Raw genomic sequence first — 15,833 nt, forward strand, 5'->3', positions numbered from 1 at the left:
CCATCACAATGGGTAGTTGCATAGACGAACTTCAACCGGAGGCAAGTGAAACAAACGGAACAGTCCTTGATGAGGGCGAACTGACGGAAGCTGTATTGAATTTGTCCGTCAATGCATTTGTCATTGGGACAAAAGCAAATACAAGGGCATCCATACCAAGCAGCATTCCCGAAAAGGAGACTTCGGAAGAAAAAGAGATACACAACATCTGGGTATTCCAATATGACGCAACAACACAAGAACTGTTGATAAAGCCTCGTTACTACACCATCAATGACCAAACTATGTTGCAAGACCTGCCCGTATATCTGAAAGCAGGAGTTCCATCCATCGTATATGTCGTAACCAACACGGGCTATGACAACTGGGCTAACGATGGCACGGATGCTTCATGGCAAACGTTCAAAAAATTGGAACAACTGAAAAAGCAAACCTTGCCTACCGCTTTCCCGGCTCGGTCGATAGACAAGGTGTCGATCCCAATGGCCGGAGCAAGCGAGGAGGTAGAGATAACGACAGGTATTACGGTCACGGTACCGGTTACACGTATGTATGCCAAACTCAAAGTAAAAGTAGAAATGCTGAAGGCAGGAATGGAACTGAACAATGTCAACGTAAGACAAATTCCCAATATTTGCCGGGTGGAGACACTGGCCGGTGATGGACAGGAAGAGCCGATGAATGCGGTTCCATTCCCTGATGGAACAACATTCAGCTCCATAGCCTTTGCCGCTTCGGACTTGGAAAAGAATGAAGATAAGGAATGGGCTGTTTTCTATGTCCCGGAAAACCTGCAAGGGGAAACAGAAACTCAGGGTGGTAACAAGTCTGATGCCGCCCCCTCCAACGCGCTTGTGGTGGATATAACCACCGAAATCGGTGGCGAAAGATATCTCTATGTAGCTTATCCCGGGGGAAACTCACTTAATAATTTTAATATACAACGTAATCAAGTTTACCGCATAACGTTGACTATCACAGGAGAAAAAGGCCAAAACAATCCATCGTCCAATTGTTTTGTTGTAAAACCCAACGGTTTCCTCTCTTTTGAACCCTATTACCGTGTAGAGACAGGAGGCGGATACAATTTTGCAGACTATTTAAGCCCTCATGACGAGAACCTGAAAATAGCCCGTGTCGGCATTATCTGGCAAACCAAAGACTGCATCGGTGATAATACGAATGGAACGCTGGTGCAACTCGGTGAGAACACAGGCGACATTCATCAGAAAATCTATGTTAGAACACAAAAGAAAGGGAATGCCTTGATCGGTGCTTACAATAGCAAGGGAAACATTATATGGTCTTGGCACATCTGGGTTACTGACCATGAACCGGACAATCTCGGCAAAGCCGTTACTTATTACACATACGATTGGGACAAGAACGGCATATATCCCGAGAAGCCACGCGTTCAAGGCTATGCCGTTATGCCATGCAACCTCGGTGCGCTGGCGGAGAATCAAAAAGGTACAGGAAATGGTCTTTATCGGTATCCGAATGAAATGACGCAGGCTTTCGGTATGTTGTATCAATGGGGACGAAAAGATCCGTTCCCTCCTTTACGCAATATTACAAATGCATATCAGGATTATAATGACGAACATACAGATATACACTATGACAGCTCCAACCAGCTTGAAGTGCACAAGACATCCGATATCGATGAAAACAAGCTGTTCCATTCGGTGATTGGAAATACCCTAACCGGAGCCATCAGACACGCCATAGCCAACCCCACGGTTTTCATCTGTGGAACAAACGAGGTGAAACGAGGTGAATCTTATGTACAAACAAAGAGTAGCTATTTCAATAATGGAGACTGGTGTCCGGTAGGAGAAAGCGACAATAAACTTTGGGGTGGACTGGAACCAGCCTCCGAGGGAATGAAGGGCTACACGATTAATCAAAATAATAATGTACACATATACGATAACTACGGAACGGAAAAATCCATTTTCGACCCCTGCCCCACGGGCTGGAGGGTTGCCTCGGGTGAATTGTGGCTCGAATTTACAAATACAGGACTCAATCCGGGATCTATGAGTGATATCAATTATGACAACAAGTTTCCAGACGGATATGGAATGAATATGTATATGCAGCAATGGAAAGACGGTCCGACATCTTATTTTCCGGTACAGGGAACACGTGTAGGTGATGGAGGAGGCATTCGTTCAAATAGTTGCGGAAACTATCATAATGCAACCACGGACACAGATAACCGAGTGAATATTTTACATATCCATAAGGATCATAGCCTGTTCCATATATTCGAATATCAATTCTATTTCTACTATGTAAAATCAGTAGCAGGACCAATCCGATGCGTGCGCGATTCGAAATGAAACAGCACACTTGAGCTGGAAGATTTTCCCATTATCACCGAATTCACCTATGCAGAGGACACTATCGACATTGATCGAAATCATGAACTAAACAAGGACTTATTTGGTCTTTAAGGAAATAAAAAAAAGCCTAAAAATAATCTAATTCTTAGGCTTTATCTTTTTAATGTAGTCATTTCCAGACTCTTCGGTGATCCAACTGGGACTCGAACCCAGGACCCCAACATTAAAAGTGTTGTGCTCTACCAGCTGAGCTATTGAATCCTTCAATTGTGTTTCTCAATTGCGGATGCAAAGATAGTAATTCTATTTAAACTCCCAAAGAGAAGGGGCTTTTTTATGAAAAAAAAATATGGCGATACAACACGGATAAGCTTTCACGAACTATTCTTCAATCGCGAGCGACTCTATTTTCAACAAGCGTTCTTTCAACCGGGGCATATCTTTCTGCCTGATAGAGAGAGTCATTTCGCACTCCATTTCGAAATTCCGGGATAGCACTTCCGGTTCTTCTTCTTTCAGTACTTTCATCACGTCATTCATCACCACGTAGGTGAAACGGATACGAATTTCTTCATCCACCGTGCGTTCGACAATCTCGGCATGGAGGATGGCATTGGCGGCGGCATCCCTGTACGCTTGAATCAAACCGGATACACCGAGTTTTATCCCCCCGAAATAACGCACGACAACCACGAGAACATTGGAAAGATCGTTGGATACGATTTGTCCCAGAATGGGTTTCCCTGCCGTGGAGGAAGGCTCCCCGTCGTCATTCGCCCGAAAGCGTTCCCGGTTTGCCCCCAGACAATAGGCATAACAATGATGACGGGCATCATAATACTTGGTTTTTATCTCTGTCAGGATATCTTTAATCTCTTCCTCTGTCTTCACCGGGTAAATAAAAGAAATAAAGCGACTGCCTTTCTCCTTGTACAGGCCTTCGGCAATCGCGTTTACTGTTCTATATTTATCCTCTTCCATGAGAAATTAATTCGCGCAATAGAGTTTCTTTTGCAACTCTTCCACTTGGGCACGGAAAGCACGATCCGTTTCCATCATGTCGGTGACAGCCTTACAGGCATACAATACCGTCGTGTGATCTTTACGTCCTATCAGCTTCCCGATATAAGCCAACGAGGCATTCGTGTAATTCTTGCTGAAATACATCGCCAACTGGCGGGCTTGCACCACTTCCCGTTTGCGTGTTTTTTCCTGCAACAGTTCGGGTGCCATATTGAAGTGTTGGCAAACAACTTCCTGTATATATTCCACGGTCAGTTCCTTTTTCTGGTCTTTGACCATTTTACCCAAAATATCCTTAACGACATCTATCGTCAAATCCCGATGATTAAAAGTAGCTTGAGCTAACAAAGAAATCATAGCTCCTTCCAATTCCCGCACGTTGGTGCACACGTATTTACATATATACTCCAATATCTCGTCGGAGAAATCAATACCGTCTTTACGGGCTTTGTATCGGGCTATCGCTACCCGCGTTTCGTAATCCGGGGCTTTTATCTCTGCCGACAATCCCCAGCGGAAACGAGAGAGCAAACGCTCTTCCAATCCGCTCAATTCTGCCGGGGAACGATCGGATGTCAATATCAATTGTTTACCGGATTGATGCAAATGATTGAATATATGGAAAAACGTATTCTGCGTGGCAGTCTTCCCCGCCAACTCGTGAATATCGTCCAGAATCAACACATCTATCAATTGATAGAAGTGCAAGAAATCGTTAATCTCGTTCTTGCGCACGGCTTCCGTGAATTGCGTCTGGAATACATTGGTTGTCACGTACAACACCACCTTATTCGGGTGGTTTTGCTTTACTTCCATACCGATTGCCTGTGCCAGATGCGTTTTACCCAAACCGGAGCCCCCGTATATCAACAAAGGATTGAAAGCCGTTCCACCGGGATTCTGGGCAATAGCTACCGCGGCAGATTTTGCCAACCGGTTGCAGCTACCTTCTATATAACTATCCAATGTATAGGAAGGGTTCAGTTGCGGGTCAATCTGTACACGATTATTATTACGCTCAAAAGGATTTTTCGGGGCATTATCTCCTGTTTTACCGTTCAGATAAACGGTACTTGGCTCAACCTTCTTCACGTGCGTGGAAGACATCGTCACTGATATCGGGTCACGAGGGTGACTCTCCTCTACCACAACAGAATATTCCAGTTTAGCTTTCGGACCGATCACGGTACGAATAGCTTTCCGCAAAATCTCCACAAAGTGTTCTTCCAGACACTCGTACACGTATTGACTCGGAACTTGAATTGTCAACACGTCCTGCTGAAAGTTCAAAGCACGTATAGGCAAGAACCACGTTTTAAATGTTCTTGGCGCCACTTGTTCTTTAATTAGGTCCAGACATTCCGACCAAACACTTTTACAATCCCTTTTCATTTATATATATCGTTTTATTCCCTATTCATCCTATATGAAATAGAACGCTAAATTCGAAAAAATATTTCTCTAAAAAAAATGAGCCTTTTGCTTGCTTTTTACCAAGAATGGCTTACGGGTTAGGTATCAATCTTTTAGACACAACACACTAACACTCAATAGATTAATTCATTTGTTACATATTGACCGCATTACAAAATTGCCTTTGCAATCTTAACATAAACGTAACAATATTTTGAGCGATTTTCCTAGATAAAGCTTTAAGTCTTAGGTCTAAAAATTGATTCGAAATATCAAAATAGAGTTTTAAAAAGTTTCGGTTTATGTTAATAAAAATAGATGCCTTACATGTATTATTTAGAATCATTCTATTTTTCAGATAAAGTCAATTTTAACTATATAAGCGTCTTTGTAACGTTTCATAACATCATCTAATTTCCGTTGCGCGGCTTTCAATTTCTTGAAACTATCAATTATATACAGATACTTATCTTTATACTTAATCTCCTTTAATCCAGAGTTTTGTACATATAATTCCGAATTTATATTCAGACGTTCGGACGACTCGAAAATCACTATTCCGTACTCATCCAAGCCGATCTTGCCGGAAGAAAAATCTATTAAGGAAAGGTTAATGAAGCGTCTTGGGTTATACCTGAATTCGACTAACAGACGATTGAGATTTTCACTCACTTGATTCAGATTATAATAAAGGTCATTATCATTCACGAGAGCACCAATCGTTCCCTCTCCCCGGTTTATTTTAGCAAAGATCGTATCAACATGTGCAAGTATATTATCGACGTTAGTCAACATCTCACCCAAACTGGCACCACGCAAGGAATCGCTGATCGCCGAGAAGTTACCCAGTATATTGGATATTTCTTCATTGTTATCCGACAGATTGGCCGTAATACTATTTATATTCCGCAATATCTCGCTGACACGCGCAGATTCCGACTGCATCAGTGTATCCAAATTACCGGAAGCACCTTCAAGATTCCGTAAAGTGCGATCTATACTGGCAAAACTATTACTCAAATTCTTTTTGGTTTCTTCATTGAAGACGCCTTGTACAATAACCATAACGGAATCGAGAGAACCCAGAAGACGTTCCGCTTTTTGCTTTAAAGGCAGCATTTGACGACTTACCTGCTCCATCAATCCCTGTTCTATTTTAGAAGTCAACGTGTCACCGCTAACGGCAAAAACGGGAGAATCGCCCGGAATCAAATCCACCACCTTGGAACCCATCAGATCGGCACTCTGAATCATCGCCAAACTATTGGAAGGTAACTCCAATCCCTTGTTGACGGAGAACTTCACCAACACTTTATCATACCGTTCACCCGTGAACTGAATAGAGATGACCTGCCCCACCTGATATCCCCGGTACACAACACCACTGGATACTTTCAATCCTTCCACGCTATTATATACCCCGTAAAATATACTTTTGGATTCAAATAATGACGAGCCTTTCAGAAAATTGATTCCCCAGATTAAAATAAGCACCGCAGCTATTGCAGTTAATGCCAGTTTGGCTTCTCTTTTTAGTTTCATGAGTATAATTTTATTCTTTACTTCTTTTGTTCTATTTTTCTTGCATCCGCGACCGTTATCTGTTTACCTTTATATATAGCAATGATAAAACAGTCTTTCACCACCTTTCGGGTACTCTTCTGGTTTTCCAACGCTTTTTCGTAGGTAGAAGTTTTCCCAACGTAATAACGGTAACGCTCTTCTCCTTTCAACTCCTCTATCTTTTCTTTCAACTTCAGATACTCGAAATCCTTGATTCTTGTCTTGGACGAGGCTACTTGAACAGCGTAAAATAAGTCATTTTTATTTTGAGGAGCAACAACATTCTCCGTTTTTTTCTTCTCCGTTCCGGTTACTTTCTTTTCTTCAGACTGAGTGACAGGGTTTTCCACCTTTATCACGACACTATTCCGCTCCACATTATTTTTATACGATTGGAATCCCGAAAAAACAGCACGAGCCAAATTTGTCTGCCCGGATTCCGACGTCAATATTTTCTGGTCATGCGGGTTCGAGATAAAACCCGTTTCTATTAACACGGCAGGCATCCCGACATCCATCAAAACGATAAACCCGGCTTGCCGTACTTCCCGGTCCGGCATTTTCGTGCGTTTCACCAGTTCATTCTGCACGGGAGCCGCAAATTCCATACTATTTTTCAAATGACTGTTCTTCAGAAAATTGAACATGATGTAGAACTCTGCTTTCTTGGGATCAAAGCCGTCGTACTTTACCGAATAGTCTTCCTCGTAATGAATCGCCTCGTTTTCTTTCATGGCGACTTGAAAACTCGCTTCCGATTTATGCAATCCCAACACGTAAGTTTCTACCCCTCGCACGGTAGACTTAGAAAACTTGTTCACGTGAATGGAAATGAACAACTGCGCTTTTGCTTTATTCGCTATTCTTCCCCGTTCCCTCAAGTCCACCGCAACGTCTTTTGTTCGGGTATACACTATTTTGATATTCGGATAAGCATCCTTTATCATTTTCCCCAATTTCAAGGCAACAGCCAAGGTTATATCCTTCTCTCTCAAACGTCCGCTTATCGCACCCGGGTCTTTCCCCCCGTGTCCCGCGTCAATACAAATACAAGTAATTCTACCCAAATTATCTTGAGCATCGAGAGTTTTTATTCCCCCTAACAGAAAGATAACCAACAAGAAACCTACAAACCTGCACTGATTTATCATGTATTTAAAACTTTTTAAAAAGAATCATGACCATTAACAACCATTATTTCTTACATTTGCAAAGCAAAAATGCTATATGCGTCATGCAATATTAGTCACAAAAATAATATATTAAATTGCAAATTAGATTATATACAGGGCTTTTTATTAAGAAATGTATCATTTTAACGATGATCGCCCTGCCGATAATACTATCATCCAACGGTGTTGCATCCGAGCTTCTTTTCGGAGACGGAATTGATGTATTTGTCAGTGACACCACGAAAGAAGTCAGAGATCAGTGGCCTGTCATCAATCTCGATACCACGATTCCGACTCCTAAAAAACTTCCCGTCCTCGCCCGCGACACGTCCGGGCAACCGGGCGATAGTATTCGTATCGTGTATGATTCAACAGGTATGGCAATTGACACGATCCGGAACGACTCCACGGTTTCAAAACCGTTATTTAATGATTTAATCACTTATAACGCAGACGACTCCGTGAAATTTTCCATCAACGGCAAGAAAGTTTACTTGTACGGTAACGGGTTCGTGAAATACCTCACGAGCGAACTGAAGGCTGATTATATCGTACTGGATATGGAAAAAAAAGAAGCATACGCTACCGGGGTTCCCGATTCAGTCGGAGAACTTACAGGAACCCCGAAATTCAAAGACGGGGCGCAAGAATTCGAGGGGAAAGAGTTGAGATATAATTTTGATTCGAAAAAAGGACTTATTACAGAAATCATCACGCAAGAAGGCGAAGGATACGTGCAGGGACAAACCACGAAAAAAATGAGCGACTCGGTGTATTGCGTGGTACACGGTTCATATACCACGTGTGACAATCACGACCATCCTCACTTCCGTCTTCGGATGAGCCGGGCGAAAATGATTAAAGACAAAAGAATCTTCGTGGGCTTCACCTACTTGGAACTCGAAGATGTTCCCCTGCCCTTGTTTATCCCGTTCGGTTTCTTCCCGATCACGAACAAGGGGACGTCAGGTATCATCATGCCGACATATGGGGAGGAACGAATGAGAGGTTTCAACCTGCGGGGTGGTGGATATTACCTCTATATCAATGACTATATTGATATGACTCTCACGGGGGACATATATACCAACGGTTCATGGGGATTGCAATACGCCACCACGTATAGAAAAAGATATAAATACAACGGGCAATTCAACGCCACGATGAGTAAGAACCACGTGAGCGAAAAAGGTCTGCCCGACTATCAGGAATCTTCCGACTGGTCTGTCCGTTGGACTCACTCGCAAGACGGTAAAGCCAACCCTTACAGTTCTTTCTCGGCATCGGTGGATATGTCTTCCGCGAGCAATAATTACTATAACGGAAACAATATAAATGATATTGCCAATCAACGAAAGCAATCCAGTATATCTTGGAGCAAGAAATGGCCGGAAAGTCCTTTCAGTTTAAGCGGCTCACTCAGCCACAGCCAGAACAGTCGGGACACCTCTATCTCCCTCACGCTACCAAACATCAGCTTGCGCATGACACAAATCTATCCTTTCCGTAAAAAAGACAAGGTGGGGGAAATGAAATGGTACGACAATATCGGTATCTCCTATTCGGCTGAGCTAAGAAACAATATCCAGACAAAAGAAAACAAACTGTTCAAATCGTCTTTTGAAAGAGATTGGGATAACGGATTCAAGCACAATATCCCGCTGAGCTTGTCTTTCAAAATAGCGAAAGACGTGACATTTACCCCTTCTCTAAACTATAACGGGTACCTCAACACGAAGACTTTCGAGAAAATATGGATACCGGATACCAGCCGTGCCGGGGGACAAGTTGTCAAAAGAGTCATACCGGGTATGAACTATTCGCATGACTATTCGGCAAGTGCCTCCATTGGCTACACGCCGACCATTTACGGTATGTTCTTGTTCAAACCGGGCAGTAAGGTTGCCGCTATCCGTCACATGATACGCCCGTCTTTCTCGGCGTCCTACACGCCTGCGTTAAAGCCTTTGGGCAAATACACGAAGGAATATTTTGACGGGGAAAAATACGTCGAATACGCTATTCACGAGGGATTGCCTTATACCCCGAAGACGACTATCGGCACACAATCGGGAAGCATCAGTTTCAGCTTGGACAACAATGTCGAGATGAAAGTCCGTAACGATAATGACACGACCGGGGATGAGCAATTCAAAAAAGTAAAACTACTGGAGAGTTTCCAGATAAGGGTTTCTTACAATCCTTTCGCGGATAGCATGAGATTTTCCACTATCGGTTTAAGCGCCCGTACCAAAGTATTCAACAATAAGGTCGATTTGAACTTCTCCGGAACGTTGGATCCTTACGCTGTCGATGGGAACGGACGTAAAATCAATAAATACCACGGTGGAATCGGGCGATTGACAAACGCTACCATATCCAGTAACTTTAGTCTATCGGGTGACAACGGTAAAAACAAAGAGAAGAAAAACGAAATGGTGGGCGGTTATTACGATGACTATATGGATTTTGATGTTCCTTGGAACCTGAGTCTGGGGTACAACCTGAATTATACCAAAACTTACTCTTCGGCCTCCCCCAAGGGAAAAGGAGATATTCGACAAATTTTAAGTATCAACGGAGATCTCTCGTTGACACCGAAATGGAAAATATCTTTCCAATCGGGATATGATTTCAAAGCCAATGAAGTTACCTCAACAAGTTTCAGTATCACGCGGGACTTGCATTGTTGGGAAATGGTATTCAATTGTATGCCATTCGGTCAGCACCAGTCCTACAACTTCGAGATACACGTGCGTTCTTCCATGTTGAGAGACTTGAAACTGACCAAACGGGAATCCTTTACCGACTCAAGGTTATACAATCGATAATAAATTACGACCTCTGTCGTACGGCTTCGTACATCAATATAGCCGCGGCAGCGGAAACATTCAGCGATTCGATTTTACCGAGTTGGGGTATCTTGATACGTTCGTCCGCCAAAGCCAACAACTCTTCATCTATACCGGTATCCTCCGATCCCATGATAAGCAGGCATCCGTCTTTCATGTTTGCCTCGGTGTAGAACTTATCGGCTTTCTCTGTGGCGGCAAACACGGTCAATCCCCTCCGTTTCAATTCCCGGATTGTTTTCTTCAGGTTCTTCTCCCGACACACCGGTAAATGATACAACGCTCCCGCTGATGTCTTGATGGCATCGGATGATATTTTCGCTGAATTTTTGTTGGGAATCAGAATCGCATCCACCCCGGCACATTCCGCCGTACGAGCAATTCCGCCCAAATTGCGCACGTCCGTGATTCTGTCCAACACCAAAACGAACGGGGTCTTTCCTGCCGCAACCACGCTACCGATTACCTCATCGATATCTTGATAAGGTATCGGGGAAACCTCAGCCAACACCCCTTGATGGTTGCGTCCGGCAAACGGTTTAAATACTTCTTCCGGAACATACTGGAACGGAATCTGACGTTCACGCACCAACGCGAACAACTGTTGGAATAAATCACCCTTTATCCCTTGTCTGAACATTACTTTATCAATCTCTTTTTCATCCTGTATCGCCTCCTGTACGGCACGGATTCCGAAAATACATTCTTGTTTAAACTTTGCCATCTTACCTATTCAATTTACAATTTAATAATTTCGTGATTTGACGATTGCCGATTAATTCCCGACCTTCGATTTCAGCATCTCCAAGCGTTCGTTCTCTTCTTCCCACTCTCTCATACACGCTTCCAAGCGTTTTTTCGCTTCATCATACGTCTTCAGTAGCTCATCGCTAATCGTCCCTGTTGCCATTTTTCCCTCGGCATCCACTATCGCTTGTTCCAAATCGGCAATCTCCAACTCCGATTTTTCAATTTTCACCTCCGAACGTTTGATTTCCTTATTCCACTGTTTACGTTCCTCGAAAGCAGCTTTATTCTCGGAAACGGGTTGTTCTGCCACCTTCTCTTCCACCTGCACTTTCCGGGGATGCATCTGTTCATACTCCCGGAAACACTCTAGCTTTTTCGCTTCCAAGAAGTGAGTCACCCCACCCAAATATTCCTTTATATTCTTATTCGTGAATTCATACACTTTATCAGCCAACCCGATCAAGAAATCACGGTCGTGCGATACGACGATAACGGTACCGTCGAATTTCTTCAAGGCATCTTTCAAAATGTCTTTCGTGCGCATATCCAAATGGTTCGTCGGCTCGTCGAGAATCAGTACATTGTAGGGTTCCAACAGCAGGCGTACCATAGCAAGCCGGGTTCGTTCTCCCCCGGAAAGCACTTTCACTTTCTTGTCAACATCCTCTCCCGAGAATAAAAAAGCCCCCAGAATATCCCGTATCTTTTTCCGTATATCCCCGACTGCCACTTGATCCACAGTGTCGAGTACACTTAACGAGGGATCAAGCAAATCCGCCTGATTTTGAGCGAAGTACCCGATATTCACGTTATACCCAATCTTTAGCGTCCCCTCATAAGGGATATGATCCATTATCATTTTCACTAAAGTGGTTTTTCCTTCTCCGTTCCTTCCCACGAAAGCCACTTTCTCCCCTCTCAACACGTCCAAATTCACTTCCCGCAATACCACGTGATTGCCATAAGCTTTCGTCAAATCACGACCGCTCACCACCACATCACCCGAACGTACAGCCGGTTGGAAACGCACGTTAATTCGCGCAGAATCCTCCTGTTCCACTTCAATCCGCTCTATCTTTTCCAGTTGTTTGATGCGCGATTGCACTTGTACCGCTTTCGTCGCCTTGTAGCGGAAACGCTCTATAAAGTCTTCCGTATCTTTAATCTGTTTCTGTTGATTCTCGTAAGCACGCAATTGCTGCTCGATCCGCTCCTTGCGCAATTCGGTAAATTTCGTGTAAGATACTTTATAATCGTATATCTTACTCAAAGATATTTCGACAGTACGGCTCGTGATATTATCCAAAAAAGCCCGGTCGTGCGAAACAAGCACTACCGCCCCCGGGTATCCCTGCAAGAATGATTCCAACCATGAAATGGATTCTATATCCAAGTGGTTCGTCGGCTCGTCCAATAAAAAGACATCCGGACGTGCCAATAATATCTTCGCCAACTCGATACGCATACGCCACCCGCCACTGAATTCTTCACAACGACGATCCATATCTTCTTGACGAAATCCCAATCCTTTCAACACGACCTCAACCTCTCCGTTCATATTATCGGCTCCCCGCATATGCAACATCTCGGTTTTCTCGTTCAATTTATCAATTAAAGACATGTAACTGTCGGATTCGTAATCTGTCCTTTCCGCCAATTCGGCATGCAATCTCTCCACTTCCCGTTGCAATCCCAACACGTCATTGAAAGCCGTCCCCGCCTCTTCCCGCACGGTTTTCCCTTCCGCGTACACTTTCGTCTGGGGCAAATAACCGACCTTCAAACCGGAGGGCATCGACACACTTCCTTCGGACGGTTCCTGCACCCCGGCAAGAATTTTCAACAAAGTAGACTTGCCCGCCCCGTTACGTCCGGTCAGACCTATTCTGTCCCTTTTGTTTACCAGAAACGAGATGGAATCCAACAATGCGTAATCTCCGAATAAAACACTTACATTATTAATTGAAATCATTACAATAACTTGAAAATTGAAACCTTCCGTATTTAACGGATGCAAATATACGAAACTTATTTTGTTGCACGAAACAACTAAATTTACATTTAAAAATGCGAAAACTAACATATGTCATGTTTTATCCTTAAAATATTTTTGTATATTTGGGAAATCTTGAAAAATACTAACTACAAAAAAGAATAAAATATGTCCAAAGGAGTATTCAAATTACCTAACATTACCAATGAACCCATCAAGAGCTACGCGCCGGGTTCTCCGGAAAGAAAAGAGTTGAAGTCACAACTTAATGCTTTGCGTGCTACAGTTGTGGATATTCCAATGATCATCGGGGGCAAAGAAGTCCGCACCGATAAATTAATGGATATCCGTCCGCCGCACGATCACCATCATTTGCTGGGACACTACCACCAAGGTGACGCGAGCCACGTGCAAATGGCTATTGACGCTGCGTTAAAGGCAAAACCGGAATGGGAAAAAATGAGCTGGGAGAGCCGTGCCGCAATTTTCTTGAAAGCTGCCGACTTGTTATCGGGTCCCTACCGTCAACGAATGAACGCAGTGACTATGTTAGGACAATCCAAGAATGCTTTTCAAGCCGAGATTGATGCTGTCGCCGAGTTAGCCGACTTCTTCCGTTTCAACGTGAAGAATATGTATGAAATATATCACATGCAACCGAATTCTGCCCCCGGGATCTGGAATCGTACGGTTTGGCGTCCGTTGGAAGGATTTATCTTTGCATTAACCCCGTTCAACTTTACCTCTATCGCCGGAAACCTTCCGGGAGCACCTGCTCTTATGGGTAATGTTTGCGTGTGGAAACCCTCGAAGACCGCGGTTTATTCCGCTCACTTGATCATGGAAATCCTGAAAGAAGCAGGCTTACCCGACGGTGTAATCAATCTGGTGTACTGTTCCGGGCCTACGGCTTCCGAAGTGATATTCTCACATAGAGAATTTGCAGGTATTCATTTCACCGGTTCCACCCAAGTATTCAACGACATTTGGGCTACCATCGTGAAGAATATCGACAAATACCGGAGTTACCCGAGAATCGTTGGTGAAACCGGAGGTAAAGATTATATCTTCGCTGACCCGACAGCTTGCCCGAGAGAAGTAGCTACCGCTATCGTACGGGGAGCCTTCGAGTATCAAGGACAAAAATGTTCTGCCGCTTCGCGTGCATACATACCTTCAAATATCTGGCCGGAAGTCGAAAGCTACGTGCAAAAAGACTTGGCTGCTATCAAAGTAGGCGGTGTCGAAGATTTCACGAATTTCGTGAATGCTGTTATTGACGAGGCTTCTTTCGTTAAATTAGCCAACGCTATTGACGAAGCGAACAAATCGTCTGATGCCGAAGTTATTGCCGGCGGTCATTATGATATGAGCGCGGGATATTTCATACAACCGACCGTAATCCAAGCGTTTAAACCGGATTATATCACTATGCGCGAGGAACTGTTCGGCCCGATTCTCACGACATATGTTTACGATCCGGAACAAGTGGATGAAACACTGGATATTCTGGATAAAACTTCCACTTACGCTCTTACCGGAGCAATTTTCTCAAAAGACCGGACTAATATCGAGCGAATGACAGAGCGTCTGACACATACCGCCGGGAACTTTTACATCAACGACAAACCGACAGGTGCGGTTGTTGACCAACAACCCTTCGGTGGCGGACGTGCATCCGGAACAAACGATAAAGCAGGTACAATCTTTAATTTACTGCGTTGGGTTTCCCCGCAAGCGATTAAAGAAACATTTGTACCGGCTACAAATTATATGTATCCTAACTTCTTGGAAGAGTAATAAAGTTTACACGTTTGTAAAACAAAACGAGGTTGCCAATTCACTTTTTTGGCAGCCTTTTTATTATATCAATGGATGTTTCCGATTCACGGTATAGAATGTTTCCCGCGATACGTTATACATCCGGCAGACAGCCGAAACCGAAACTCCACTCTTCAACAAGCGATGTATCTCTTCTTTGTTCTCCAATATAACCTGCTGTTTTATAGCCCCAAGGGGACGTCCCAAGCGAACACCTTCCGACTTCCGATGCGCCAGCGCTTCTTTCGTTCTCATAGAAATCAAGTTATGCTCTATCTCTGCCACCAGCGCAAACGCAAATGCCAGCACCTTGCTGTTTATACTATTATCAAAAGCGTAGCCATCTTTCGTACTATAAATGATAATCTCCTTTTCCAAACAACGGTGCAGGATAGACATGATATTCAACAAAGTCCTACTTAGACGGGACAATTCCGTCACAATTAACACATCTCCCTTCCTTAAACTTTTCAATAGTTTTCCAAGCTTACGATCGTGTTCATTCTTTTTACCGCTAACAACTTCTGTTACCCATTTATCAATTTTCAAATTCCTTCGGGCCGCGAATTTCTGAATTTCTTCTTTTTGGTTTTCAATATGTTGCTTCCCCGTGCTGACCCGCAAATAACCTATTATCATAATCAAAACTTTAAAAAATAAAATATGAACCTTCAGACAAAGGGTCGCAATTTTATAACTACAAAGTCATAATCATCAAATACACAGCAATACAGTTGTCAATAAAAACGTTCATTTGCACAGACAAATATACCAATTTTTAAAAAAACTGAGTCAATCGTTACTAAAAATATTACGTATAAGTCGTTAGATTGTAAATTCAAATAGCTAAAATACCTGTTATCCACGCTAAAATGGGTGTCCAATTAAACGAACG

The 15,833-nt window shown here is 43.4% G+C and carries 10 protein-coding genes and 1 tRNA gene; 3 read left to right on the plus strand and 8 right to left on the minus strand.

Annotated elements, in window-relative coordinates:
• Nucleotides 1-8: 8 nt before the first annotated feature.
• The gene (locus ACK8P8_RS10825; RefSeq protein WP_369858927.1) at nucleotides 9-2,348 is read left to right on the plus strand and encodes a DUF4906 domain-containing protein; all 2,340 of its coding nucleotides are present in this window, start codon (nucleotides 9-11) and stop codon (nucleotides 2,346-2,348) included.
• A 191-nt stretch (nucleotides 2,349-2,539) separates the two neighbouring features.
• Here the strand turns inward: ACK8P8_RS10825 and ACK8P8_RS10830 are convergent.
• From ACK8P8_RS10830 to ACK8P8_RS10850, 5 genes are all read right to left on the minus strand, one after another.
• Nucleotides 2,540-2,612 (minus strand) — tRNA-Lys (locus ACK8P8_RS10830).
• A 120-nt stretch (nucleotides 2,613-2,732) separates the two neighbouring features.
• Nucleotides 2,733-3,332, minus strand: a complete 600-nt coding sequence (locus ACK8P8_RS10835) for an IMPACT family protein (RefSeq protein ID WP_227216669.1) — start codon at nucleotides 3,330-3,332, stop codon at nucleotides 2,733-2,735.
• Between the two features lie 6 nt (nucleotides 3,333-3,338).
• Nucleotides 3,339-4,766: a chromosomal replication initiator protein DnaA gene (gene dnaA, locus ACK8P8_RS10840; RefSeq protein ID WP_099293894.1), complete on the minus strand. Its 1,428-nt coding sequence runs from the start codon at nucleotides 4,764-4,766 to the stop codon at nucleotides 3,339-3,341.
• 375 nt (nucleotides 4,767-5,141) lie between these two features.
• On the minus strand, nucleotides 5,142-6,329 hold the full coding sequence (locus tag ACK8P8_RS10845) for an MlaD family protein (protein WP_369858928.1): 1,188 nt from the start codon (nucleotides 6,327-6,329) through the stop codon (nucleotides 5,142-5,144).
• Nucleotides 6,330-6,346: 17 nt separating this feature from the next.
• Nucleotides 6,347-7,501 carry an N-acetylmuramoyl-L-alanine amidase family protein gene (locus tag ACK8P8_RS10850; protein WP_369858929.1) on the minus strand — a complete coding sequence of 385 codons (1,155 nt, stop codon included), beginning with the start codon at nucleotides 7,499-7,501 and terminating at the stop codon, nucleotides 6,347-6,349.
• 116 nt (nucleotides 7,502-7,617) lie between these two features.
• On the opposite strand from ACK8P8_RS10850, the gene ACK8P8_RS10855 reads away from it, so the two are divergent.
• The gene (locus ACK8P8_RS10855) at nucleotides 7,618-10,353 is read left to right on the plus strand and encodes a putative LPS assembly protein LptD (protein WP_369858930.1); all 2,736 of its coding nucleotides are present in this window, start codon (nucleotides 7,618-7,620) and stop codon (nucleotides 10,351-10,353) included.
• Nucleotides 10,354-10,357: 4 nt separating this feature from the next.
• Here ACK8P8_RS10855 and rlmB read toward each other — a convergent pair whose 3' ends face one another.
• Together rlmB and ACK8P8_RS10865 are read right to left on the minus strand one after the other, a co-directional pair.
• Nucleotides 10,358-11,098, minus strand: coding sequence for a 23S rRNA (guanosine(2251)-2'-O)-methyltransferase RlmB (gene rlmB / locus ACK8P8_RS10860; RefSeq protein WP_227216673.1), 741 nt, complete (start codon nucleotides 11,096-11,098; stop codon nucleotides 10,358-10,360).
• A gap of 51 nt (nucleotides 11,099-11,149) precedes the next feature.
• Nucleotides 11,150-13,096: an ABC-F family ATP-binding cassette domain-containing protein gene (locus ACK8P8_RS10865; RefSeq protein ID WP_369858931.1), complete on the minus strand. Its 1,947-nt coding sequence runs from the start codon at nucleotides 13,094-13,096 to the stop codon at nucleotides 11,150-11,152.
• A 189-nt stretch (nucleotides 13,097-13,285) separates the two neighbouring features.
• Here ACK8P8_RS10865 and pruA point away from each other — a divergent pair, with 189 nt between their 5' ends.
• Entirely contained in the window at nucleotides 13,286-14,917 is a 1,632-nt protein-coding gene (gene pruA / locus ACK8P8_RS10870; RefSeq protein ID WP_227216675.1) for an L-glutamate gamma-semialdehyde dehydrogenase, read from the plus strand.
• Between the two features lie 63 nt (nucleotides 14,918-14,980).
• On the opposite strand, the gene ACK8P8_RS10875 is transcribed toward pruA, so the two are convergent.
• Complete coding sequence (locus ACK8P8_RS10875; RefSeq protein WP_369858932.1) at nucleotides 14,981-15,577, minus strand: recombinase family protein; 597 nt, start codon at nucleotides 15,575-15,577, stop codon at nucleotides 14,981-14,983.
• Nucleotides 15,578-15,833: the final 256 nt, after the last annotated feature.

The organism is Butyricimonas muris, assembly GCF_046365375.1.
In the GTDB taxonomy this organism is placed as follows: Bacteria; Bacteroidota; Bacteroidia; order Bacteroidales; family Marinifilaceae; genus Butyricimonas; species Butyricimonas muris.